Origin of the sequence: Spongiibacter thalassae (genome assembly GCF_012272835.1) — a bacterium.
Taxonomy (GTDB): domain Bacteria; phylum Pseudomonadota; class Gammaproteobacteria; order Pseudomonadales; family Spongiibacteraceae; genus Spongiibacter; species Spongiibacter thalassae.
In genome coordinates this window covers 826,829-850,729 of record NZ_JAAWWK010000002.1, presented here as the reverse complement: position 1 = coordinate 850,729, position 23,901 = coordinate 826,829, and the positions used below count along the sequence as shown (strand labels likewise).

Here is a 23,901-nt window from a genome sequence, read left to right as displayed (position 1 = left end):
ACAGACGCCACTCCAGCTGTCGGGCCCGCGGCATCACTCGTCGCTAAAGTTCAGTTCATAGAGAATTCCCGCGGGGTCTTCAACAAATAGCTGCCGAAGCCCCAGGCTTGTTACGTGACGCTCGCGAAAGTGAACGCCACTGGCGACGATGCGCTCGCGCATTTCGTTATGGTCACTGCAGTTAAGCGCCACATGATGAATAGCGCCACTGCCAAAGGGCGGCGCGTCGGGCACGGGTTCTCCCGGTGCATTGGGGATATCGGCGCGTACGATATGAAGCACGGCATGGCCTTCGCTGTCGCAGACCCAGGCGACTTTTTCCATTGAGTTTAGGCCTTGAACCGGTCGTGGAACCAAGCCTAAGGTATCGCGCAGAAACGCGAGAGTGCTTTCCATTGCGCCAGTGCGGATGTTGATATGGTCAATGCCATGTACGGCCATGCTGGACTCCGTTGCTGTGAAACTCGTTTTTGGGGTATGCAGGGGCCTGTTCATCCTGCGCGCGAGCCGCCTTGGTCAATTCATTGCCGCGCCTGCCAGGTGCTCGAGTATAAATTATTAAAAACATCGAACAGGGATGCACTGACGCGCCCTTCCCTTTTGCTGTTCTCATTGTCCCCTATGTTTTCTCTGTTGCTTTATCGCTTCTTCCCGTTCTGTTTTTACGCCCTTTATACACAACCTCATGTACTGGCACGGCTATTGCTCTTTCAAGACCAAGTACAGCACCACCCGGACAACTTTGCCAATATCAGGATACTCTTGTGTGGACGCGTTTAAATCCATCAGCTTTACAGCGGAATAATAGTGCCGGACAAGCGCGATTCGCCTCTGTTTGGTGCTTGCTGCTCAGCGCTTTGCTACCAGCTTTGGTGCATAGCGACCAGCATGTGGGCATAAAAACCGAGGCGCTACGGCTCGACCTTGAGGTTCGCAGGCTGGCAGATCAACACCCCTCTGTCGCCCACCCGCCATCGTCAGTGTATTTAACAAGTCGTGCTGACACGCTGGTTATTCAGTCGGCCACACTGCGAATCGACGACCAAAAACACCGTTACGACTATAGCCTCACCGAGGCCCATGCTATTAATGAAGGCGCTGCCCACCCCCTGGTTCGGCTGCCCCTCTCTCCGGGTGAGCACCGCCTTCGCGCAGAGGTTGTCGCGCTGCCGGGCGGAGACCCCAGGGGCAAGCGGGTGGTTGCCCGAATAGACCAGCCATTCTCCCTACCCGAGACCGGTGGCAATATTGAACTCCACCTCGACAACAGTGGTATGAAACACTTGCTGGGTGGGGCCTCGCTGCTTGTTAGGCAACACGGCGCAGCGGATTTATCTTTGACCTCACCCAGTGCGCAGTTTTTCACCGTGACCGGCCAATATTTCCAGGCGATCAGTGCCCTGCAATATGCTGCCTCCCGTGGCGTTCATATTTCGCATGCCACCCTTACAGAAAACACTCGCGCCTACGGTATCGCCGCTGCGAGTCCACCTGTAAACGACCCGGTCTATGACCGCTACAACCAGGCGGTCGCATTGCTGGAGTCCGGCTCAGACGAGCAGGGGCTGGCGATGCTGAAGGCGCTGGTCGACGCTGATTACGAGGACTACGACAAGCAACAATTGCAGGATAAAGTCAGTTTGGCTTTGGGCTATTACTACCTCTCCCGCTACTTGCCCAGTGAAGCCCAGGAGCATTTTCGTCGAGTGCGCCGGTTGACGGACTACGCCAATCACGCCCTGATTGGGCTCGGCTGGGCCCTGCTCAAACCGGATAATCCCGCACTCGCGGGTAGCAAGACCGCCGCCCCGGCCCCCGGCCAAGCCGGAGCGAACTATCTTTGGTCCAGCTCTGATGATGAAGTAGCCTGGGCCCGTCGCCGAGCGCCGTTCAGACGCGCGTGGTCAGTCGTCAGCGGCGCCATGAAGGAAGATCTGCGCAATGCGCTGGTGCCGTGGATGGAGTTGATTGCCGACGATCCCTTCGACCCAGCGGTTCAGGAAGGCATGTTGATTATTCCCTACGCGATGACCCATATGGGCGATTTCGCGCAGGCAGAGCGCTATTACCTGCGTGCCCAGGAACAACTTCTCACAGTGCGCAGCAGTATTCAGGCGCGAATGCAGCATGTACAAAGCGGTCAACTCAGCACAGGTATCGACCTGTATCTACAGCGGCGTGACAACGGCTGGGACGCGTGGCTGGCACGGGTGATTGCCGACCCCGCCACCGAATACGTCAACGACCTGATCAGCAACCCCGGTTTCCTCGATGCGGTGCAGGACTACCGCACTCTCTCTGAGCTCGACGACGCAATGCGCGAGCACCGGCAGCACCCCGCCCTTGAGATTGACGAGGCTCAGCCTCTGCGCGACGGCATAGACGCCGTGCTGGCGAGAATTCACAGTGAACGCCACGATGCGCGACAACGCATGGAGCTGGCGGCCCTCGCATCCCTATCAGTGCACTATAACCGGGTGGAGACCTATCTCGCCGAAGCCGGCTTCGCCCTTGCCCGCATTCACGATTCGCCGCGGCTGTCCGGCGGCGCAACGCCCCAGGGAAGGCGCCCATGAATCGACTACTTGCTACCGTGCGCCCGATCAGCAGACCGTCTTCACGCCCCGCTCGTCTGCTGCTCATGCTCGCCATAAGTTATGCCCTGGTTGCCTGCGAGTCTCACCCACGCACCATCGGTGAGTTGATCGACAGCAATGGGCAGAACGCCGACCGGCTGCGGATGAAACGCACCGCCGCCACTGCAACCGTTCAGGCACCCGAACAAAACGCGCAAACCGCTGTGGCCCACTACGAACAGATTCTAGACTTGCACGCCGCACCGGAAACCCGGGCCGAGGCCCTGCGGCGGGCTGCCGATATTCGAGTGCAGGCTGCAGATTCCGAACAGGCTGGCACAGTGGATTTGCCCCGCGCTATCGCCCTGTACCAGCAATTGCTCAGCGAATTTCCTGACTATTCCAATACTGCCCATGTGCTTTACCAACTGGCGCGGGCGCAGCAATTGAACGGCGACGACGATGCCAGTATTGATACCCTTCGCCAATTGGCGGACCGTTATCCCCGCGCCCAGCGGTCGATTGATGCGCGCTTTCGCGCAGCGGAATCACTTTTTGTGCACCGCCGATATGAGGAGGCCGCACAACAGTACCAGCACATCATCGACCTGCAGGACCTCACGCCATTGCTAGACATGGCCCGGTATAAATACGCCTGGACCCAATACAAACTGGCCGATTACGATGCGGCAATCTCTACGTTTATTGCGCTGCTCGACGAGCTGTTACCCCCACAAACCGCCGACACAGCAGATGAATTGCTCGCCGCCGTGCCCAATCAGCAGCGGGAAATGGCACGGGATTCCCTGCGCGCCCTAGGCCTGTCGCTGGCCGCCGATGACGGCGGTCGCAGTATCGCCAGGTACTTTACGCCAGTGGGGACCCAGGACGTTGGCAACTCACCCTATGTCACGGTGGTGTACAGCGATCTCGGCGAATTATTGCTGGAGAAAAAGCGCTACAGCGACGCCGCCGGCGTATACCAGACCTTTGTAGAGCAATACGCCGCCCACCCCCGCGTCCCGGAGTTTGCCAGTCGCGCAATAAGTGCCTTCGACAGCGGCGGGTTCAGCGAACCGGCGCTACTGGCACGACAGTCCTTTGCCGAGCGCTATCGCCCCTCAGCACCCTACTGGCAGGACCGGGAGGTTGATGCCGACACCCTCACGAAGGTGCGCGACGCCATGCAGGACATCGCCCTCGCCCACCACGCCAGCGCGCAGAAGGCAGAGAAAGACAGTGCAGAAAGCCTTCAGGGCTTTGACACTGCCGCCGCCTGGTACCAACAACTACTGGAAGACTTCCCCGAGGACGCCGAGGCCAGCACATGGATGCACCAGTACGCCGACGCCCTGTTCGACGCGGGCAAGCTCGAACTGGCTGCCCAACACTATGCGCAGGCGGCCTATCGCTTTCCCGGCTATTCGGCCGCGCCCCGCGCCGCACTGGCAGCGGTCTCGGCCTGGGCGCAGCTCTGTGACAGACAACCCGACCACCGCCCCTTTGTCGATGCCCGAGTGAATGCCAGCGTGAAATTGGCGGAGGTCTTTCCAGACCACCCGGACAAGCACACAGTGCTGATCAGCGCAGCGGAAAATCTGTTCGCTATGCAGGACTATAGCCGCACCATTAATATCGCCAGCCGAATCGACGAAGGCCCCGTGGCCACCCGCTCGCTGAGTCTGCTGGCTGACGCGTATTTTGCTCAGGAACGCTACGCCGACGCCGAGCGCCGCTACCGCCAGTTACTCGCACGGCCCGACACTGACGCCGGGCTGGTCACCCTGGCCACCGAGCGCCTTGCGGTCGCGGTATACCGCCAGGGCGAAAAGGCGCGTCACGAGAACAAGCTGGCTCTGGCAGCCACCCTGTTTCAGCGCGCCGCAGAGGTGGATCCCGCCACGGCATTAGCCGCTGACGCTACCTATGACGCCGGTGCCGCGCTGTTCGAACTGGAGCAGTGGCGGGAGGCCAGCGCTCTCCTTGAGACCATGGGGCGACATTATCCCGAGCACCGTTTGATCGCCGATGCCGACAAATTACTGGCCACCGCTTATGAGCGCGAGGGCCGCTCCGGTCTCGCCGCTGCGACGTATCAGCGCATTGCTGCGAGGCCAGAGGAAACCCATGCCACTCGACGTTCGGCCAGCTTGCTTGCCGCGCGCCTTTACGACTCGACCAATCAAACTCAAAACGCAGTGGCAGCCTACCAAAACTACCTGCGCCAATACCCGCAGCCATTGGAACCGGCGATTGATGCTCGCCGCCGGCTTGCCGATATCGCAGCGACACGGCGCGACCACAACACCTATCGGAATTGGTTGCGGGACATTATTGCCAGCGATGCCAACAACCCGAGCACCCGCACTGCCCACACCCGTCAGGCGGCAGCACAGGCGAGTCTGGAACTCGGGCTTATCGCAGTGAAAGCCGCTAACAGTATCATGCTCGACGCGCCGATTTCCGCCAGCCTGCCTCGGCGTAAACAGGCTATGGAGCAGGCTATCGAGCTGCTTAATCAGGCCGCGGGCTACGGCGTTGCCGAGATCACCACAGCGGCCACCTTCGAACTGGGGGGGCTTTATCGCCAGTTTGCGACCGCCTTGCTGTCGTCGCCGCGACCCGCACTGGGCGCCGACGCCCTGAGTGAATACCAGTTAATGCTGGAAGATCAGGCATTTCCCTTTGAAGAAAAAGCCATTAACGCCTTTGAAGCCAACCTGAAACGCTTGCAACAGGGGCATTGGAATAACGGCATACAAGACAGCGCGGCGGCCCTCGCGGAAATGGTTCCCGCCCACTATGGCAAGCATTGGCGTACGGAGACCCACTATGAAACCCTTGATTAGAATCGCTACCCTGTGTGTGCTCGGCACATTACTCGGTGCCTGCGCCAGCAGCCCAACAACGTCTTCAGGCTACCGTTCCAGCACGACGGCAAAACCCGCAGCCACGGAGGTGGAGTCTGAGTTTCGCGCGGCGCTGGAATTGATGAATATGGGGCGCACCGACGAAGCCACACAACAATTCGCCCATCTCGCCCAGCGCCACCCTGGCTATTCCGGGCCCTGGACCAACCTGGGTATTTTGCAGGCCCAGGGCGGTTACCTCAACGACGCCCACAATGCCTTTCAGAGCGCCCTGCGCGCCAACCGCCACAATGTGGTAGCCATGAACTGGCTTGGCTATGTCTGTGCACAGCAAGGTCAGTGGGCACAGGCACAGCACTGGTACGAACGCGCCCTTGCCACCCAACCCGACTACGCCCTGGCGCGGCTCAACCTGGCCCTGCTCTACGACACCGCCCTGCGGCAGCCCCAACTCGCCCTTGAGCACTACCGCCGCTACCGCGCTCAGGCCGACAGCGACAATGTCATTGTCGAAGCCTGGATCAGAGAGCTGGAAAGCAATACCGCAACCGTGCCTCGCAATGCCCAACTCACCACTGAGCCCCGGAGCGCATTATGACCTCTCGCTTTCTGCAGAGCCCCCGGCGCTTTTTCCTCACCGCATTCTTTTTTGTTGGCACAGCGGTCGCAGAAACCACCGAAGACATGCCCGCACTGCCCGCTGCCACCACGCTCGAAATGGGCACCACCATCATCGGTGACAACGAAGCCGCCGTCGGCCTTTTTTTGATGCCCTGGAGCGAGGAACCCATGGGCGATGTCGATCGGCCTCCGCGCCTGTTGGAAGAGAGGCTGGAACCGATCAACGCCGAACACTTCAAGCGTGAGGCCGAATGGCGGCGCGCCCAGGCTGACTATCGCTCACGGCGACTGCAGGCCAATTACTAACCGGGCGACTCAGTGTCTGCCCGGAACATAGACCAACAGGAGATGTACCCATGGAGCTAATCGCCGCCATTGCCCATTATTTCGAGCTGGGTGGCTCGTTTATGTACCCCATTGCGGTGGTCTTGGCCGTAGCCACAGCGATCGCACTTGAACGACTGATTTTTCTCGGCAAGGCCATTCGCGAGAATCGGCGATTCTGGAGCAAGGTAGCACCACTGATCGCCAGTGGCGATCTCGACGCAGTAGACAAAATGACAAGTGACTCGTCCACCGCCGTGGCGAAAATTCTCGCACGTGGACTGGAGCAGTCCCGCATCGACAGCCGCCGCAGCGAGGTGGAAATCGCCACCGAAGAGGGGCTGATGGAGTTGTTGCCCGCCATTGAACGGCGCACCCACTACTTAGCCACCTTTTCCAACGCCGCCACCCTGCTGGGCTTGTTGGGCACGGTGATTGGCTTGATTACCGCCTTCTCGGCCCTGGGCGGCGCCGACCCGATAGAAAAAGCCAATATGCTGTCTGCCGGTATTTCGGAGGCGATGAGTTGCACCGCCTTCGGGCTAATGGTGGCCATACCGACATTATTGATGCATGCCTATCTGCAAAGTCAGACGACAGAGCTGATAGACACCCTGGAATCGGCCTGTTCGCGCCTGGTGAGCACACTCTGTCGTAAATCAACCCTGGGCTAGGCAATGGGTCATATACATCAACCGAATCAGGTCGACTTTACTGGCAGCGACGATACGACTGAGGATCAGGCTCGGCGATCACTCTACAGCCGCCGCCGCGAACGCCGGCGGCGACGAAAACAACAGTGCGAACTCAACATTGTCTCACTGATCGATATCTTCGCCGTTATTGTATTCTTTTTGTTGATCGGCTCATCGGTGTCCGCCAGCCGCCTGCACGCCTTGAAACTCGACATACCCTCGGCCGCTCCCCCAATTCCCCCCCCCGGCGACGAGCGCCCCCTGCAACTGCGCGTGGTGCTGCACTCCGACGGCATCGTGCTGTCCAGCCGTGAGGGCCAACTGGCCAGCTTTGCCAACTCCGGTAACGACGGCGACACCGCCTCCCTCACACAACACTTGATGGTATTGAAGCAGCAGCACCCCGACGAAGAGCGGGTCAGCCTGCTGGCCGCTGCGAATATTCCCTATGCCCGTATCGTCGCCGTCATGGATGCCATTCGCAGCCATCGGGAAAACGGTGTCGATCAGCCCTTGTTTCCGCTGATCGCACTGGGCGATGCGCCAGTCACGCCGAGGAGTCCTCAGCCATGACCAGTCGCCGACGAGAACGCCGCGCCGAACAGTCGGCAAAACGCGCCGAGCAATCAGGCGAGATGAACATCGTTTCGCTGATCGATATTTTCGCCATTCTGGTGTTTTATTTGTTAGTGAACGCGCTGGTGGTCGAGGTGATCCCGGCCTACGAAAATCTCACTCCCCCCCTGTCGAGTGCTCGAGAAACACCTATTGAAACCGTGAATTTGGCGGTCAGTCGCCGGGACATTCTGGTGAACGACCGCGTAGTAATGACCCTCGACGAGGCATTGGCAGCGGGCACCGGGCCCTTGGCTGCTCTTACCCGAACCCTACTGCCACTGGCCGGGAAGGCACCCCGGAGCTCCGGCACAGAGTCCACAGCGACAAGCGCCGCGGTACCCCTTAATGAAATCAATATCGTCGCTGACGAAAGCATTCCCTACCATCTGTTAAAACGCATACTTGCCAGCTGCACCGAAGCGCGGTTCGAACGGATATCGCTGGCAGTAGAGCAAGCACCGGGAGCGAGTGAGGTATGAACACCATTGCTATCAGCACAGGTCGGCTGGGTCGGGACAGTTGGGGGATTACCGACGCTGCCGACCGGCGCTTTTACCGCATTTTGTTTGAGGTATTTGCCCTGTGGTCAATTTTTTTTGCGGTGTCGTCCTTTTTGCCTGAGGATGTTTCGGTTACCGACCACCGCGAAACCACCCGCCACTTTCTGGAGCTATTGCCCGATACCCCGGTCGCCACACTCGAGCCGGTTCCGGTCGCGGTGCCGCCGGAGCCCGCAACACCAATCGCCCGGCAAGCCCCCAAACCCAAGACTAAAATCACTCCGCCTGCAGAAACACCCAAGCCCCGGCCCAGCGCCGAGCAACAGCGTGCCGCAGCTCGCGCCGCCGCCGAACAGGCAGGCATTGCCACCATTCGCGAACAACTGGCATCATTGAAAAACAGCGACGAAGCCGCGCTGGACAGCAGCATGGCGCTGCGTAGTTCGAGCAGCAATACCCCCATCAACAACCAGGTCGATGTTATCAGCAGCGCCCGCAGCAGCAGTAACGGCGGCGTGGGGGCCGCGAGTCGTTCGGTGTCCAGCAGCCAACAGAACACCGCGCTGGCGGGTCATCAAACCCAGCGGGTACAGGGGCCGTCAACGGCAAAGGGGTTTGCCGCACCAGCGGGCGCCGCCACAGGAGGAAGTAAAGTCGCGGGCCGGACTCTGGAGGAAATTCAACTTGCCTTCGACCGCAGCAAGGGGGCGTTTTACGCCATTTTCAGCCGCGCCGCGCGCACCGACCGCAGCATCGCCGCCGGCACCATCCTCGTCAGTTTAACCATCAGTCCCGACGGCAGCGTGACCGCCTGCGATATCGTGTCGTCAAGCTTTCGCAACGCTGACCTTCATCGCCGCATTCTTCAACGGGTAAAATTATTGAAATTTGCCCCGAAGGACGTGCCCCCATACACCTACCCCAGCTATCCGATCAACTACTTGCCGTCGTGACGGCAATCAGTAATCGGCATCGCTGAAAAATTTGATCAGCACATCGGCGTTGCGACTTTCGCCGCCTTCCTCGCCATCGGCACCCAGGGTTTTGATTTCAAAATGCGGCGGTGCGTCAGAACTGTCATAGAGATAAGGCCGCTTCCAGGGATCGACCAACAGGTCTTCACGGCTGAGGTAGGGGCCATTCCAGTCCTGCGCAACAGGGCCGGTGTCCGGGGGGTAAACCAGGGCCTTCAAGCCCTGCTCTACTGTCGGGTAGCGTTTGTTGTCCAGTTTATATTGGTGAAGTGCATTGGCAATACGCTCCAGCTCAAGCTGGGTTTGCTGCGGCACAACATCGTCCATTCGGGATTTCACCACCTGGTTCAGCCATACCGCGAATATGGCGACAATCAACAACACGACCAGAATTTCGCGGCGGGTAATCCCTCTGCTGCGATATAGAGAGCTATGCAGAACCTTCATAATCAGTGCGAACTACCTTGTTTACTGCATTGCGCTAGCCATGAGCTATCGGCCCTTCAACCGATAAAACGGCTATTGCGCAGTTTTTCAATTATTTTCCAGGTTCCCCGGTCTACCGCAGCCTCAGCGGCAAATCCAAGACGCTCCGGCAAGCTGCGTTTTTGTTTGTAGTGCACGGCAAAAATATCGGTAGTTTCACGGCGCGACAGCAGATAGTCGTCACTGGTCGCCACTTCGTCAATCAGAGCCTTGTCCACAGCGCGGCGGCCGTACCAGACTTCGCCGGTGGCGATGCTGTCGATATCGAGCTGAGGGCGGTACTCGCTGACAAACTCCTTGAACAGCACATGGGTTTCCTCCAGCTCCTCGACAAACTTTTTGCGCCCTTCCTCGGTGTTTTCACCCAGCATGGTCAGCGTACGCTTATGTTCGCCGGCGGTGTGCAGTTCAATATCCACATCGTGCTTTTTCAGCAGACGGTGGATATTCGGCACCTGGGCAACCACCCCAATTGAACCAATGACCGCAAAGGGCGCCGCCAGCAGACGGGTGCCCGTACAGGCCATCATATATCCACCGCTTGCCGCCACCCGGTCTATCGCAATGGTCAGCGGTATGTTCCGCTGCCGCAGGCGCAGCAGCTGTGACGCGGCAAGACCATAGCTATGCACCAGACCGCCAGGGCTTTCCAGGCGAAGCAGTACCTCGTCTTCAGGACGAATAATGGTCAATATGGCGCTGATTTCCTCGCGCAGGTTATCCACCGCCGAGGCCTGAATGTCACCGTCGAAATCCAGTACGAACAGGCGTTTGCGCTCAGGTTTGCTGTCTTTTTTACCTTTCTTTTCGGCTTTTTCCTGCTTTTTTCTGTCTTTTTGCAGTTTTTTGTAGTCGCCCTCTGGCAGCACCGAATAGGCCATGGTGTCCTGCCAATCTTCAAAGCGATGGTGCAAGGCGGTCACTTCTATCTGGCCATCTTCACCTTCGCGCTTACTGCGCTGACTCATTGAAAACACGGCGCCCAGGAGCAGGACAATGAACAACAATGCCGTTATTGATTTGGCCAAAAACAGGCCGTATTCCACGATAAAATCCAAGTATTTCTCCACAAGCGACGCAAAAGATCGCCATATTGGTATGGCGGCGCTCGCCAGTCAAGCAGACCAATCGCGCAGGGCCTGAATAGCGATGGGATTCTCCGGCTGTATAAACATGCCGCTGCGTCCCAGATAGATGCCATAGGCCGCGCCATCCACCAGCGGCGCAAACACCCCGCTACCGAAATCCACATCGACCCAGCGCCAGATCAGGTCACCCTGGCGCAGCCACCGCCAGGTATCGACCACCTCGTCGCGGTGGATATTGTGCTCGGTGGCCGCCGACACGGCCTGACGACCGAGGTCAGCATAGCGGCCCGACACACGCTGTAATTTCACCAGGTTTTTCACACCGGTGCTGGCAATCGCCTTGTCCCAGCGAATTACCCGCGCTTCCAGCCGCCATTGATCGCCGTGCACCCGGTATTGCGCTACTTCGCCATCGGGGTGTTCAAGACGCAAGGTAAATTCCCGCGGCGAGTTTTCGACAATATAGATTGCGCCGATCTTGTCTTCTTCAGCCAAATTCCGGTAGGCCATCATGTCGTGACTGACCAGCAGCAGCCCGCCACTGAGAGGGGTTAGCACAACGAGCAGAAGTAATGACGAGCCAGGCCGACGGCGCAGGCGCAACAGAAAAATCAGGTTGAGGGCCACCACCGCCGCGGCGACGGCCCACAGCACAGTGTGCAGATCAAGCTCCGGCATGGCTCCGCGGCTCGGTAGACACAGGGAAACCCAATTGGCTCAGGGCATCTTCAGCGACCTGGAGGATTTTTGCATCGGGCAAGTGCCGTCGCTCCAGTTCACCAAGGTAGTATTCGATACTAATCATCGCGTCGGCCAGGGTTTCCAGCGAGTGGCCGTCCTTGCCTGCGTCAGACTGGCTATGTGCGATATAGCGGCCAACAAACTCCGCCGAGGACTGGCACACCGCGGTCAAGCGCTGCATTTTCAGAATTTGAAAGGCACCGCGTACGGCATTCAGGCTGGGGGGCACATTGGCGATATGGGTTTGATCGAAGCCCGAGTCTATATAGGCCGCAATGGCCCTTTTCACCATACTGATGGTGTTTTTCGCCTCTTCAATCACGATGCTGACCGCCTCATTCACCTGGTTATCTGCGCTGATGGCGTCGCGCTTGTCCATACTCAGATCGTTGAGTTCCTCATAGTTTAATTTGCGGCGATCAATCTGCGCCAGACTGCTTTCGATAAACAGCAGGGTTTCAGCAAGTTCCTCCAAACCGTCGCGATGCTGACTCAGGTCCTTGCCGATAAAGCCGAGCAGTGTTTTGGCGTGCTCACCCAGCACCTCTGCCAGGGCGGGTAAATTCAGCACCAGCAGTACATCAGCGCTTTGCTGGAGCAGTTCGCCCAAAGGCCGCAGTTCCTCGTCTTCGCTGCGACCGTGCTGGGCAACCAGTTCAAGGATGTCCTTGGCGTGACGCAATTCCATACGCAGTTCGCTGAGTACCGACGACACCGTGTCGTAGCTCAGCCCGAGCATTTGCTGACGCAGCTTGCGCACTTCACCTTCATTTACCGCAAAGGTTTTCACTTTGGCGGCGCGAATCAGCTTGCCGGCAAAGCCCTCCTGCCAGGCAGACAGGCGCAGCAAGAACATCAGTTCCTGTTCCAGCACTTCGTCATGGGGTTTGCCACTCCCCAGATTACGCAGCTGTCCCTCCAGTGACGCCAGCAGCCGCTTGCGCTGCATATTGAGTTCAAGGCCCTCATGCAACAGGGCATCGACCACCGCACTGGCCAGCAGCCAAAATCGCTGCCGTGGCCCGGCTTCAAGGCCACTGCACAGGCGCTGCAGGGCGCGCGACAACAGGGTGAGTTGCAAGCCTGGCTGGGCTTCACGCAGCAAGCCAAGCAAACCCGATTGGTAGAGTTTGCGCACTCGAGTCAGCAGCTCGGCAAAGGCACTGCCAGAGACATTGGCGCTGCGCAGCTTCAACTGACTGTCGCGGCTGAAAAGATAGGGACCGGGGTCATTGAAATAACTGTCGGGCAACAGTAACTGCTTGTGCGCAGCGCGCAGTTCGTTGGCGTGGGAGATAGCCATCAGCGGAATTTCATAGCCGTTGCCGTTGACAAATTCGAGGTAGCGAGGGATGACAAAAAATGCCGTGCTGAGGGCATTGAGCTGGCCTTCCGGCACCGCTACGGTACTGGAAATTATGCTTTTGCACAGAGCACGCATCTCGTCTGCCAGCAGCGCGGCGCCGGGCACCTCGATCAAACGCAGAGTACCGCCAATCTGCCGCAGATCGCTTTCGCACTGTTCCAGCAGTGACAGGTCGTGACGCTCGGCGAGATAGGTCTCAAAGATATTGGTAGCCTGTTGCAGCGTATTGCTCAGTTCTGCGCTGACCAGCGCATAGGAACTGGAATTAATTTCTCGCTTGATCTGGTCTTGCATCGGCACCCGGGACTACTCCGTGAAATTACCCAGTTTCGACTCACCCCAAGGCAAAGCCGATCACTGATTTTATCTTCAATAACGCAGCACCGAGATCATACCTTCAAATACTGCTGTACAGCGCGGCATCAGTTACCGCCTTACACCGCTTTTTAGCAGCTAATGGAGCGCGAGCACAGGGGGAAACCGCGGAAATACCTACCAGTACTCAGAACGCCGTTCAGGAATCGCCGGATCGCCATAAACAGTTGCCGCCGCTGCTTTTGTCGATGATGTCCAACTGCTCCTGGTGGGCCGCCAGCTCCTCTGCCGAGGCGCGAATGACCTTGAGGGGGGGACGGTCAGCACTGACTCTGCGCAGGGTGCTGCTGCCGTCGGCATTTTTGCTGTCGCCGCTTTCGGCGGCCAGCGCCAAATCCGTTTGCCCGCCGGTCATCAGCAGGTAGACGTCTGCCAGAATCTCGGCATCCAGCAGTGCCCCGTGAAGGTCCCGCTGGGAGTTATCAACGTAGTAGCGCCCGCACAGTGCGTCCAGGGTATTGCGCTGCCCCGGGTGCTTTTTGCGCGCCATTACCAGGGTATCGACGATCGAACACACCTGTGCCAATTTGGGAAAGCCGCGATTCAGTCTGGCCAATTCCATATCGAGAAAGCCGACGTCAAAGGGGGCGTTGTGAATCACCAGCTCCGCGCCCTGAACAAACTCAAAAAACTCGTCGGCAACGGCGGCAAACAGCGGCTTGTCGCGAAGCATTTCATTGGTAATCCCGTGAACCTCGATGGCCCCCGCCTCGACCTCCCGCTCGGGATTGAGGTACTGATGAAAATGCCGACCGGTCAGTTTGCGGTCGATAAGCTCAACGCAACCGATCTCTATGATGCGGTGCCCGTCATTCAGGTCGATACCGGTGGTTTCGGTATCCAATACAATCTGGCGCATAGTTTTCCCGGAGCTGTATGTTTGCCGCGACTTGGCGGCAAGATGAAGGGATCAGAGTTCTTCTATACCGCGATTGGCAAGCTGGTCGGCAATTTCGTTTTCGCGGTGCCCGCTGTGCCCCTTGACCCAACGCCAATCAATGCGATGGCGACTGTTCAATTCGTCGAGCAGCTGCCAGAGGTCGGCATTTTTCACCGGTGCCTTGGAAGCGGTACGCCAGTTACGCTTTTTCCAATTGGGCATCCACTCGGTAATGCCCTTGCGCACGTATTGCGAGTCGGTGGTTAACACCACCTCACAGGGCTTCTTTAACGCCTTCAAGCCCTCGATGGCAGCGGTTAATTCCATTCTGTTATTGGTGGTGGCGCGCTCGCCGCCGTGCAGGGTTTTCTCCTGCCCCTTGCTGCGCAGCAGCACTCCCCAACCGCCGGGACCTGGATTTCCCTTGCAGGCTCCGTCAGTAAAAATTTCCACTACATTCAAATCTGTCATTCAGTACCTTATACAGAACGGGTTAATCCCGCACATTGCGTGTCGCGCCCGCCAGGCTCGGGTGGCGCAGAATTTGGCCCCGCTTTTTAAAGTCTGCCGCCGGTGTCAGTGGCGCCCGGTATTTCGTCGCGGCCAGCACAAATACACCGCCCAGGGGCACTTGGCTGGATAAACTGGCATGATTCATGAAATAAGCCGGTCGGTTGATCGGCAAACGATGAAAAGCGTAGCGCGCATTATAGGATTCAAACCCAAGCAAAGACAGCCAGTCGTTGATGCGGTTGATGCTCAGACTGTGGTTTTGCCACATGGCACTGCGCTTGAGACGCCCCAAACGGCCGCGCAGACCGAGCAAGGACCAGGGATTAATACCGCACACCACCACCTTGCCGTGGGGAACCAATACCCGCTCAACCTCTCTCAACACTTTGTGAGGATTCTCAACGAATTCAAGGAGGTGGTGAAGCACAACGATGTCCTGTGACTCGTTGGCAATCGGTAGCTGGTGAAAGTCGCAAACCGCGTCCAGCACCTGGCTGAAGCCGTACTGGGCGATATTGCCGAGGTTGAACTGCCGCTGATTAAAGGCAGCCTCCAGATTGCAGCGCTCGGGAATCGCGCTTAGTTTAAGCAGGCAGCGCCCGGCGGTGCTGCGATCACTCAGCGCATCGACAATCAGCGCCTGCTCTTCCTGCAACACCGTTTGCCCCACCGGAGTGCGAAACCACTCCCGCAGCGCGGGGTGCAGAATATCGGGTGAGTGCTGTGTTCGCCAACGTGACATTGCTGAACCTCCCTTGCCAAGGCGCTGGACCAGCGCGCGACTTGTCTAACTAACAAGATATGTTTACCCTGAGCACCACGAGGTAAAAATAATGACCCAACTGTCAATATCGCCTATACCGGCGTTCAGCGATAACTACATCTGGTGTATCACATCCGGCGCCGACGCTGTGCTGGTTGATCCCGGCGAGGCGGCTCCAGCCCTCGCCTATTTGCGCGAGCACCATTTGCAGCTTACCGCAATTCTGGTGACGCATCACCACCCAGACCATGTCGGTGGAATTGGCGAAATTATCGAAAAATGCGGCGATGTACCGGCAATTGGGCCGAAATCATCGACATCTGCATTAAACTGCGTCGTTGCTGACGGCGACACTGTCGCCGTACACGGCGTCGAATTCACAACGATTGGCGTACCCGGTCACACACTTGACCATGTTGCCTACTTTTGCGCAGAAAATAAGCTGCTATTCTGTGGGGATACCTTGTTTGCCGGCGGTTGCGGTCGGCTGTTTGAAGGAACCCCGGAACAGATGCTCGAATCGCTAGGTCGGCTCCAGTCCCTACCCGCGGACACCCGAGTGTACTGCGCCCATGAGTACACCCTTAACAACCTTCGTTTCGCCCTGAAAGCGGAACCGGAAAACGCCGATTTGCAACAGCGCTATCGGGAAACCGAAGCCCTGCGCGCGGCCAATCGAATCACCCTTCCCTCGACCATCGCCGTCGAACAAAAAACCAACCCGTTTCTTCGTAGTGCCATACCGAGCCTGCAGCGCAATATTGCCCGCGAGCACGATCTGGATAACTACACGCAGGTCGAGATTTTTGCCGCCCTGAGAACGTGGAAAGATAATAGTTGAAGCCATCATGACAAACCTGACCTTATCCGGCCTGATTCGGCCCTTTACTGTGACCTTGATTAGCGCCGCATTGCTCAGTGCCTGCGCCAGCAACGCACCGCGACAGTACAGCACCTACAATAAACAGGGACGCTGCAGCAAGCCGGAAAACGCCGCGCTGATTCAGTGTCAGGCCTATATGAAAAAGGCCATTAAAAAGAAAAAAATCGACAACACAGAATTTGTCGAGCCCGAGGACATTGGCGAAAGCGAAGCCCTGGCCAGCTACGCCAATGTGTGGGATCGCATCAGCGACAAGCTGACATTTGCCGAGCACGTCAGCCGCAGCGAGGTCGACGCACTGGAGGCCTGGTACGCCGAGCACAGCTACTACCTGGGCAATGTCAGCAAACGCGCTGGCCGCTATATTCACCATATCGTCGAGGAGCTGGAAGCCCGGGATATGCCGGTTGACCTGGCACTCCTGCCCTTCGTAGAAAGCGCCTACGACCCCTTTGCCTACTCCCACGGCCGCGCCGCAGGACTGTGGCAGTTTATCCCCAGCACAGCCAAGTACGTGGGTATTGAACAGAACTGGTGGTATGACGGTCGCCGCGACGTACTGGTGGCCACCGACGCCGCGCTGAATTATCTCAGCGACCTGAACCGGCGCTTTGACGGCGACTGGATGCTCACCCTCGCCGCATACAACGCCGGCGCAGGCACAGTTAACCGCGCCATACGACGTAATCGCAAAGCGGGTAAGCCGACCGATTTCTGGTCCCTCGATTTACCCAAGGAGACCGAGCGCTACGTGCCCAAGCTGTTGGCACTGGTAAAAATATTTGGCGCGCCGTCCAGCTACAACCTGACACTGCCGGAAGTGCCGGACACCCAGCACTTTGTTAAAGTCGATGTCGGCAGCCAGATCGACCTGGCCAAGGCCGCCTCCCTCGCCGATGTCACCCTCGACGAGCTGTACCGCCTGAACCCCGGATTCAACCGCTGGGTCACCGCACCGGAGGGACCGCACTACCTGCTGATTCCCGAAGCCAAGGCCGACCTGTTCAGCCAGAACATCGCCGACCTCGCCCCGGAAGACCGGGTACGCTGGACCCGCTACAAGGTTGAAAGCGGCGACAATCTGATTACCATCGCCCGCAAATTCCACGTCGATGTTGCCAGTTTGCGCACCAGCAATAATCTCGACTCGGATTTACTGAAAGCCGGCCAGCTGTTGTTGATTCCCGGCGGGTCGAAAAACACGCCCTTGCAGTCGCTCAACCGCGGCACCGCGAGCACTAAAAAGCGGGAATACCGGGTAAAATCCGGCGACACCCTGAGCGAGATCGCCAGCGCCCACAAGGTATCCACTCGCGACCTCATTCGCTGGAATCGCCTGGACAAAGGGGCTTTGATCAAGCCGGGCCAGACGCTGGCGATCTACACCAAAAGCGGCCACAACCCCGACGGCCATCTCAAGAAGGTCGGCTATCGAGTGCGCAATGGCGACAATCTCTCGCGTATCGCCAGCCGGTTTAATTTGAGTGTGAATGATATCGTCAAATGGAATTCACTGCGTCCCGGTCGCTATTTGCAACCCGGCCAGGCACTAACTCTGTATGTGGACATCACCACAGCCGATCTTTGAGGTAGACTAGGGAAAATTTTGCGGAAGGTGTTGCCCTCCCCGAGGGCTACAGACATATATGGCAGGTTATTTTTTACGCCGTTTTCTCCTGATTATTCCCACATTTATCGGCATTACGCTGCTCGTTTTCGCCATTACCCGAGTGGTACCGGGTGGGCCCATTGAACGCATGATGACCCAGGCACAGCTGGGCGGCGAAACCGGCGGCCTACAGCGCAGTCAGGGCGGCGGTACCCTGTCGGAAGAGCAGATGGCCGAGTTGGAGAAATATTACGGCTTCGACAAGCCGATTCTCACCGGCTACGCCCTGTGGCTCAAAAAAGTGCTGCAACTGGACCTCGGTCTGTCTACCCGCTATCAGGATCCGGTGTGGCAGATTATTCGCGAGCGCTTTCCGGTATCGATTTTCTACGGGGTCACCACCCTGATTCTGACCTATCTGGTGTGTATTCCCCTCGGCTTGCTCAAGGGCATGTATCACGGCGGGCGCTTCGACGGCGCATCGTCTGCGGTGGTATTTCTGGGCTACGCCCTGCCCAGCTACGTTATCGGTATTGCGCTGATCTCTCTCTTTGCCGGCTACTACGACTGGTTCCCGCTGGGGGGCTTTGTGTCCGACGATTTCAGTGAACTTAGCCCCTGGCAAAAGACCAAAGATATCTTCCATCACGCGGCGCTGCCGCTGATTGCCTACCTGGCTGGCAGTTTTGCGGTCACCACACTGATGATGAAAAACGCCCTGATGGATAATCTGTCCACCGACTATATGCGCACCGCTGCCGCCAAGGGGCTTGGCCTGGGCCAGAGTGTGCGCCGCCACGCCCTGCGCAACAGTCTGATTCCGGTGGCCACCTCCTTTGGCAGCAATATCTCCCTGCTGATCAGCGGCTCGTTTCTGATCGAGACCATTTTCAATATCGACGGCATTGGTCTGTTGGGCTACGAAGCTATTATTGAGCGGGACTACCCGATCGTGATGGGGATTCTGGTGATCTCCTCCCTGCTTTATCTAATCGGCAATATTCTTTCCGATATTTGCGTCGCTCTGGTCGACCCCCGAATTCGCTTCGGCGGAGGCGTTCACTGATGGCTCTGGTATCACGTTTGCTGCGCAACCCCGTCGCTAGAAAGCGCTGGCAGCGCTTCAAGCAGTCCCGGCGCGGATACATCTCTGCCTGTCTGTTGATCCTGCTCACCGGCCTCAGTTTTGCCGCCGAAATGCTCGCCAGCCATCGGGCGCTGGTGGTGTACTACCAGGGGGAGCTGTATTTCCCTACCTACGGTGCCACCCATAGCGGGCGGGATTTCGGTCTGGACTACGCCTACGAGGTCAACTACCGGGAACTCAAGTCTCAATTTGCCAACGCCGACGAAGGCAACTGGGTATTGATGCCGCCGGTGCCCTTCGGCCCGTTGGAGACAGACCTTATCGCCGGGGATTTCCCCCCCCATGCCCCCTCCCTGACCAGTGGTCACCTGCTGGGCACCGATACCAGTGGCCGCGATGTCTTTGCCCGGTTGATCTACGGGTTTCGCACCGCCATGGTGTTTTCGCTGCTGCTGCTGGGTTTTACCTATCTGGTCGGCGTCGCCATCGGCTGTTTGATGGGCTATTGGGGTGGAAAATTCGACCTGTTCTTCCAGCGGATTATCGAGATCTGGTCCAATATCCCCTTCCTTTACGTGATTATGATCGTCGCCTCGGTCATTACTCCGGGATTCTGGACCCTTTTGCTGATAATGGCCTTTTTTGGCTGGACCAGCATGACCTGGTATATGCGCACCGCCACCTATAAGGAAATGGCCCGAGACTACGTTATGGCTGCGCGGGCGCTGGGCGCCTCGGGCAGCCGGATTGTGTTTCGCCACATTCTGCCCAATAGCGTTTCCACATTGATTACCTTTGTGCCCTTTTCCGTTGCCGGCGGCATCACCTCCCTCACCGCTCTGGACTATCTGGGCTTTGGCTTGCCACCACCGACCCCCAGCTGGGGAGAGCTGCTAAAACAGGGCACCGAGAACCTGGAGTCACTGTGGCTGGTGGGCTCTGTGGTCACAGCGATGACCCTGATACTGATGCTGGTCGCCTACGTTGGCGAAGCCATTCGCGATGCCTACGACCCGAGAAAATTCAGCTTTTATGAGTAACTACTGTCGTCATTTTTCGTCAATGCTGGGTATCCTCAGTCTCGCGCTGCTGTGCAGCCTGTTCGCCACGCCCTTTGCCTTGGCCGAACAAGGCGAAAACCGCGCGGCCGACGACACCCTGCATTTACCCGCCACCCTGCCCCCCGGGCTGACCTGGGAAACCAATACCAGCGACGCTCCCTTTGCCAGCCCTCAGGCAAAACGCGGCGGGCGCTTTCGTGATTTTATTACGACCTTTCCGTTGACCCTGCGTCTGGTTGGCCCCGACTCCAATGGCAGCTTTGCCAACTATATGCGCGCCAACAATCTGAGTCTGGTGGGCATTCACCCCAACACACTCAACCCGATTCCCGAGCTCGCCACCCACTGGGCCTTTGGCGACGATGGCCACAGCATTTTTTTCCGCCTTGACCCCGACGCGCGCTGGTCTGACGGCACGCCGGTCACCGCCGACGACTTTGTGTTCGCGCTGGAGTTTATGCGCTCGCCCCATATTCTGGCTCCCTGGTATAACAACTACTTCACCGAGGTGATACGTGAGGTGGTCAAATACGACGACCACACTCTGGGGGTACTGGGTGCGGTGGCCAAACCCCGGGACGAAATGCTGTTCGAATACAGCCTGTCGCCGGTGCCCCGGCAGTTCCACAAGCTCGATGAAAACTGGGTCAGAGACTACAACTGGGCCATTGAGCCCAATACCGGGCCCTATATCATCGACAGTATTCGCAAGGGCAAGTACATCGAGTTTCGCCGCAAGGCCGACTGGTGGGCCAACGACAAGCGATTCTTCAAGCATCGCTACAACCCGGATTTTATTCGCGTCAAATTGATTCGCGACATCAATATCGCCTACCAGTATTTTCGCAAGGGCGAGCTGGACAGCTTCCCGTTGATCATGCCGCGCCTGTGGCATAAAAAGGCCCAGGGTGACATCTACGACAAGGGCTATGTCGGCAAAATCAAGTTCTATAATGATGTGCCGCAACCCATATCCGGCCTGTTTTTAAATGAGGATGCGCCGCCCCTCGACGACATCAATGTGCGCCACGCCCTCGCCCACGCACTGAATATCGACAAGGTCATCAACACCGTATTACGGGGGGATTACGAGCGGCTTGAAACCGCCCATGTTGGTTACGGTGACTACACCAATCCAACGATTCGGGCACGCCGTTTCGACATTGCCAAAGCCAGCCAATTGCTTGAGGCATCCGGCTGGACGGAATTCGGCAGCGACGGCATTCGCCGCAAGAATAATCGCCGCCTGGAAATCCGGGTCACCTATTACAACAGTGGCCATAACGACCGACTGGTGGTGCTGGCTCAGGAGGCACGCAAAGCGGGTATCGACCTGCAACTGCGCCTGCTCGACCCTTCGGCGGCCTTTAAGCAAATTCTTGAGAACAATCACCAGGCGGCGTGGATGGGCTGGTCCGGTGGGGGTCTGTCCCCGAGATACTGGCAGTTCTATCACTCCGACAACGCCCACAAGCCGCAAACCAACAATGTAACCAATACCGATAATCCGGTAATCGACGCCAAAATCGACGCCTACCGCAAGGCCACCGCGAAAGAAGAACGGGTGCGTCTGGCCCACGAACTGGAGCAGTTGGTGCACGACCAGGGCTCGTTTATTCCCACCTTTATGGTGCCCTACACCCGCGAGGCCTTCTGGCGCTGGCTGAAACTTCCCGAACACTACGGCACCCGTACCAGCGACCGCTTGTTCGACCCGCTGGGGGGCAGTGGCGGCCTGTTCTGGATCGACGACGAGGAGAAGCAGCGCATCGAAACCCTGAAAGCCGACGGCAAGCCCCTGGAGCCACTGATGATTCTCGACAAGCGCTGGCCGGAGGCTCCATGACTGATTCCTCTCCCCTGCTGTCGGTTGAGCAGCTTCATGTTGCCATCCGCAACGATCACGGTATCTCCCGGGATATGGTCAGCGGCGTCAGTTTTACCGTTGCCGCAGGAGAAACCCTTGGCCTGGTGGGCGAATCCGGCTGCGGCAAAAGCCTGACCGCAATGTCGATTCTCGGGCTGCTGCCCCGCCCTCAGGCGGGTATCAGTGGCGGCCAGGTACGCTACCGGGGCGAAGACCTTGCCGGCGCTTCCCGGCAGCGACTGCGCACGCTGCGCAGCGCCGAGATCGCGGTGATATTTCAGGATCCCATGACCGCGCTGAACCCGGTGCACACCATAGGACGGCAGGTCGAGGAAGTACTGCGCCTGCACTTTCCCGGCCTCAAGGCCGGTGACCGTCGGCAGCGGGTACTGACACTGCTGGAGGATGTCGGCATTCCCGCAGCAGCAGAGCGAGTCAACGCCTACCCCCACCAGCTGTCGGGGGGAATGCGCCAGCGGGTGATGATCGCCATTGCCCTGGCCGGTGAGCCCAAATTGCTGATTGCCGACGAACCGACTACCGCACTGGATGTGACAATTCAGGCGCAAATTATCAGTCTGCTGATTTCCCTTCAGCAACAGCGTGGCATGGGGATGCTGTTTATCACCCACGACCTTGCCCTGGTCGCCCAGTTGGCCGACCGTATTGCAGTAATGTATGCGGGTAAAATTGTCGAACAGCAACCCGCAGAGCAACTGTTTGCCTCGCCCCGACACCCCTACACCAAGGGCCTGCTCGCGGCGCTGCCCGCCGCCGCGGAACAGCCAAAAACCCGCTTGGCGGCGATGACCGGCCAGGTTCCCGGTATCGATCAGATGCCCACCGGCTGCCGCTTTGCCAACCGCTGCCCCCACGCAGATGATCTTTGCCTGAACACCGACCCGGCCCTTGAGTCGTTCACCGACGGCGCCGCGGTGGCCTGCCACCACTGGAAGAAGCTCAATGATTAACCCCTTGCTCAAGGTTGAAGACCTTACCTTGCACTTTCCCCAGAGCCAGGGGTTTTTACAGCCAAAACGCCTGCTGCGGGCGGTTGACGGGGTCAGTTTCAGTATCCAGCCAGGAGAGACACTGGGGCTGGTCGGCGAGTCAGGCTGCGGCAAAAGCAGCCTGGGCAAGGCCCTGCTCAATTTGCACCGGCCCACCTCAGGACGAGTGCTGTTTCGTGGCGAGAACATTGCCGGGTTGAGCGATCGCGAGAAGCGCCCCCTACGCCGCAAGATGCAAATAATCTTTCAGGACCCCTCGGAATCCCTGAACAGCCGCCATACGGTGGGTACCATTATCGAGGAACCGTTGATTATTCATCGTCTGGGCGATCATCGCTCCCGTCAGGCACGAGTGAACGAGCTGCTGGATATGGTCGGCCTGCCCGCCAGCGCCGCCGACAAATACCCCCACGAATTCAGCGGTGGCCAGCGCCAGCGCATCGGTATCGCCCGGGCGATTGCCTTGAAGCCCGAGTTGCTGGTGTGTGACGAGGCGGTGTCCGCCCTCGATGTATCGGTACAGGCACAAATTCTCAATCTGTTGCTGGATATTCAACAGGAACTGTCGCTGAGCATGCTGTTCATCTCCCACGATATTTCGGTGGTACAGCATATGAGTGACCGCATTGCGGTCATGTACCTGGGCCGCCTGCTGGAGGTCGCCGGAGCCTCCAGCGTTACCGGCAAGCCCCGCCACCCCTACACCCGCGCATTGATGGACTCAGTGCCGAAAATCGGCAGCAGCCCCGTGGAGCGAGCACCACTGAGCGGTGACTTGCCCTCCCCCATGGCAATTCCCACTGGCTGCCGCTTCGCCGCCCGCTGCCCCCACAGGACCGAGCTTTGTACCCGGGAGGAACCGGCGCTGATTGCCGACCCGAACACCGCCCACCAAACAGCCTGCCACCACTGGCGGGAAATCATTGCCACCACAGCCAGCGCCGTGTGAGCACAAGGGAGAAATCAATGATGGTTTACCGTAAACTAGCAAAAG

The 23,901-nt window shown here is 58.3% G+C and carries 24 protein-coding genes; 16 read left to right on the top strand and 8 right to left on the bottom strand.

Annotated features, from left to right (window positions below):
* Window positions 1-33 precede the first annotated feature (33 nt).
* Complete coding sequence (locus tag HCU74_RS08140) at window positions 34-396, bottom strand: VOC family protein (RefSeq protein WP_246864556.1); 363 nt, start codon at window positions 394-396, stop codon at window positions 34-36.
* 21 nt (window positions 397-417) lie between these two features.
* On the opposite strand from HCU74_RS08140, the gene HCU74_RS08135 reads away from it, so the two are divergent.
* From HCU74_RS08135 to HCU74_RS08095, 9 genes are all read left to right on the top strand, one after another.
* Window positions 418-780 (top strand): hypothetical protein, encoded by a 363-nt coding sequence (locus HCU74_RS08135; RefSeq protein ID WP_168449167.1) that lies wholly within the window; start codon window positions 418-420, stop codon window positions 778-780.
* Between the two features lie 110 nt (window positions 781-890).
* Entirely contained in the window at window positions 891-2,576 is a 1,686-nt protein-coding gene (locus tag HCU74_RS08130; RefSeq protein WP_168449882.1) for a hypothetical protein, read from the top strand.
* On the top strand, window positions 2,573-5,425 hold the full coding sequence (locus tag HCU74_RS08125; protein ID WP_168449881.1) for a tetratricopeptide repeat protein: 2,853 nt from the start codon (window positions 2,573-2,575) through the stop codon (window positions 5,423-5,425). The genes HCU74_RS08130 and HCU74_RS08125 overlap by 4 nt, the downstream gene beginning before the upstream one ends.
* Window positions 5,409-6,044, top strand: a complete 636-nt coding sequence (locus tag HCU74_RS08120; protein WP_168449880.1) for a tetratricopeptide repeat protein — start codon at window positions 5,409-5,411, stop codon at window positions 6,042-6,044. Before HCU74_RS08125 ends, HCU74_RS08120 begins: the two co-directional genes overlap by 17 nt.
* Window positions 6,041-6,373, top strand: coding sequence for a hypothetical protein (locus tag HCU74_RS08115; RefSeq protein ID WP_168449879.1), 333 nt, complete (start codon window positions 6,041-6,043; stop codon window positions 6,371-6,373). The genes HCU74_RS08120 and HCU74_RS08115 overlap by 4 nt, the downstream gene beginning before the upstream one ends.
* 50 nt (window positions 6,374-6,423) lie before the next feature.
* A complete protein-coding gene (locus HCU74_RS08110; protein ID WP_168449878.1) occupies window positions 6,424-7,065 on the top strand; it encodes a MotA/TolQ/ExbB proton channel family protein in 642 nt (213 codons plus the stop codon).
* A gap of 3 nt (window positions 7,066-7,068) precedes the next feature.
* The gene (locus HCU74_RS08105) at window positions 7,069-7,659 is read left to right on the top strand and encodes a biopolymer transporter ExbD (RefSeq protein WP_168449877.1); all 591 of its coding nucleotides are present in this window, start codon (window positions 7,069-7,071) and stop codon (window positions 7,657-7,659) included.
* Window positions 7,656-8,183 carry an ExbD/TolR family protein gene (locus HCU74_RS08100; RefSeq protein WP_168449876.1) on the top strand — a complete coding sequence of 176 codons (528 nt, stop codon included), beginning with the start codon at window positions 7,656-7,658 and terminating at the stop codon, window positions 8,181-8,183. Before HCU74_RS08105 ends, HCU74_RS08100 begins: the two co-directional genes overlap by 4 nt.
* The gene (locus HCU74_RS08095) at window positions 8,180-9,157 is read left to right on the top strand and encodes a hypothetical protein (protein WP_168449875.1); all 978 of its coding nucleotides are present in this window, start codon (window positions 8,180-8,182) and stop codon (window positions 9,155-9,157) included. The genes HCU74_RS08100 and HCU74_RS08095 overlap by 4 nt, the downstream gene beginning before the upstream one ends.
* Before the next feature lie 6 nt (window positions 9,158-9,163).
* Here the strand turns inward: HCU74_RS08095 and gspG are convergent, their stop codons facing one another.
* The 7 genes from gspG to HCU74_RS08060 form a co-directional block, all read right to left on the bottom strand.
* Window positions 9,164-9,625, bottom strand: coding sequence for a type II secretion system major pseudopilin GspG (gspG, locus tag HCU74_RS08090; protein WP_168449874.1), 462 nt, complete (start codon window positions 9,623-9,625; stop codon window positions 9,164-9,166).
* A gap of 56 nt (window positions 9,626-9,681) precedes the next feature.
* Window positions 9,682-10,722: a protease SohB gene (gene sohB, locus HCU74_RS08085; protein ID WP_168449873.1), complete on the bottom strand. Its 1,041-nt coding sequence runs from the start codon at window positions 10,720-10,722 to the stop codon at window positions 9,682-9,684.
* 57 nt (window positions 10,723-10,779) lie between these two features.
* Window positions 10,780-11,430, bottom strand: a complete 651-nt coding sequence (locus tag HCU74_RS08080) for a hypothetical protein (RefSeq protein WP_168449872.1) — start codon at window positions 11,428-11,430, stop codon at window positions 10,780-10,782.
* Window positions 11,417-13,153 (bottom strand): FimL-related protein, encoded by a 1,737-nt coding sequence (locus tag HCU74_RS08075; protein ID WP_486813334.1) that lies wholly within the window; start codon window positions 13,151-13,153, stop codon window positions 11,417-11,419. Before HCU74_RS08075 ends, HCU74_RS08080 begins: the two co-directional genes overlap by 14 nt.
* Window positions 13,154-13,373: 220 nt before the next feature.
* Window positions 13,374-14,093 carry a DNA polymerase III subunit epsilon gene (gene dnaQ / locus HCU74_RS08070; RefSeq protein WP_168449870.1) on the bottom strand — a complete coding sequence of 240 codons (720 nt, stop codon included), beginning with the start codon at window positions 14,091-14,093 and terminating at the stop codon, window positions 13,374-13,376.
* 51 nt (window positions 14,094-14,144) lie between these two features.
* A complete protein-coding gene (gene rnhA / locus HCU74_RS08065) occupies window positions 14,145-14,576 on the bottom strand; it encodes a ribonuclease HI (RefSeq protein WP_246864555.1) in 432 nt (143 codons plus the stop codon).
* A 31-nt stretch (window positions 14,577-14,607) separates the two neighbouring features.
* Window positions 14,608-15,369, bottom strand: a complete 762-nt coding sequence (locus HCU74_RS08060) for a class I SAM-dependent methyltransferase (RefSeq protein ID WP_168449868.1) — start codon at window positions 15,367-15,369, stop codon at window positions 14,608-14,610.
* Between the two features lie 91 nt (window positions 15,370-15,460).
* On the opposite strand from HCU74_RS08060, the gene gloB reads away from it, so the two are divergent.
* The 7 genes from gloB to HCU74_RS08025 are packed head-to-tail and all read left to right on the top strand — an operon-like array spanning window position 15,461 to window position 23,856.
* Complete coding sequence (gloB, locus tag HCU74_RS08055) at window positions 15,461-16,231, top strand: hydroxyacylglutathione hydrolase (protein ID WP_210425150.1); 771 nt, start codon at window positions 15,461-15,463, stop codon at window positions 16,229-16,231.
* Window positions 16,232-16,238: 7 nt separating this feature from the next.
* Window positions 16,239-17,861 carry a lytic transglycosylase gene (locus tag HCU74_RS08050; RefSeq protein ID WP_246864485.1) on the top strand — a complete coding sequence of 541 codons (1,623 nt, stop codon included), beginning with the start codon at window positions 16,239-16,241 and terminating at the stop codon, window positions 17,859-17,861.
* A gap of 58 nt (window positions 17,862-17,919) precedes the next feature.
* Window positions 17,920-18,948: an ABC transporter permease subunit gene (locus tag HCU74_RS08045; RefSeq protein WP_168449867.1), complete on the top strand. Its 1,029-nt coding sequence runs from the start codon at window positions 17,920-17,922 to the stop codon at window positions 18,946-18,948.
* Window positions 18,948-20,009 (top strand): ABC transporter permease, encoded by a 1,062-nt coding sequence (locus HCU74_RS08040; RefSeq protein ID WP_210425149.1) that lies wholly within the window; start codon window positions 18,948-18,950, stop codon window positions 20,007-20,009. The genes HCU74_RS08045 and HCU74_RS08040 overlap by 1 nt, the downstream gene beginning before the upstream one ends.
* On the top strand, window positions 20,002-21,876 hold the full coding sequence (locus HCU74_RS08035) for an extracellular solute-binding protein (RefSeq protein WP_246864484.1): 1,875 nt from the start codon (window positions 20,002-20,004) through the stop codon (window positions 21,874-21,876). Before HCU74_RS08040 ends, HCU74_RS08035 begins: the two co-directional genes overlap by 8 nt.
* Window positions 21,873-22,868 (top strand): ABC transporter ATP-binding protein, encoded by a 996-nt coding sequence (locus HCU74_RS08030; protein ID WP_168449866.1) that lies wholly within the window; start codon window positions 21,873-21,875, stop codon window positions 22,866-22,868. Before HCU74_RS08035 ends, HCU74_RS08030 begins: the two co-directional genes overlap by 4 nt.
* Complete coding sequence (locus tag HCU74_RS08025; RefSeq protein ID WP_210425148.1) at window positions 22,861-23,856, top strand: ABC transporter ATP-binding protein; 996 nt, start codon at window positions 22,861-22,863, stop codon at window positions 23,854-23,856. The genes HCU74_RS08030 and HCU74_RS08025 overlap by 8 nt, the downstream gene beginning before the upstream one ends.
* Window positions 23,857-23,901: the final 45 nt, after the last annotated feature.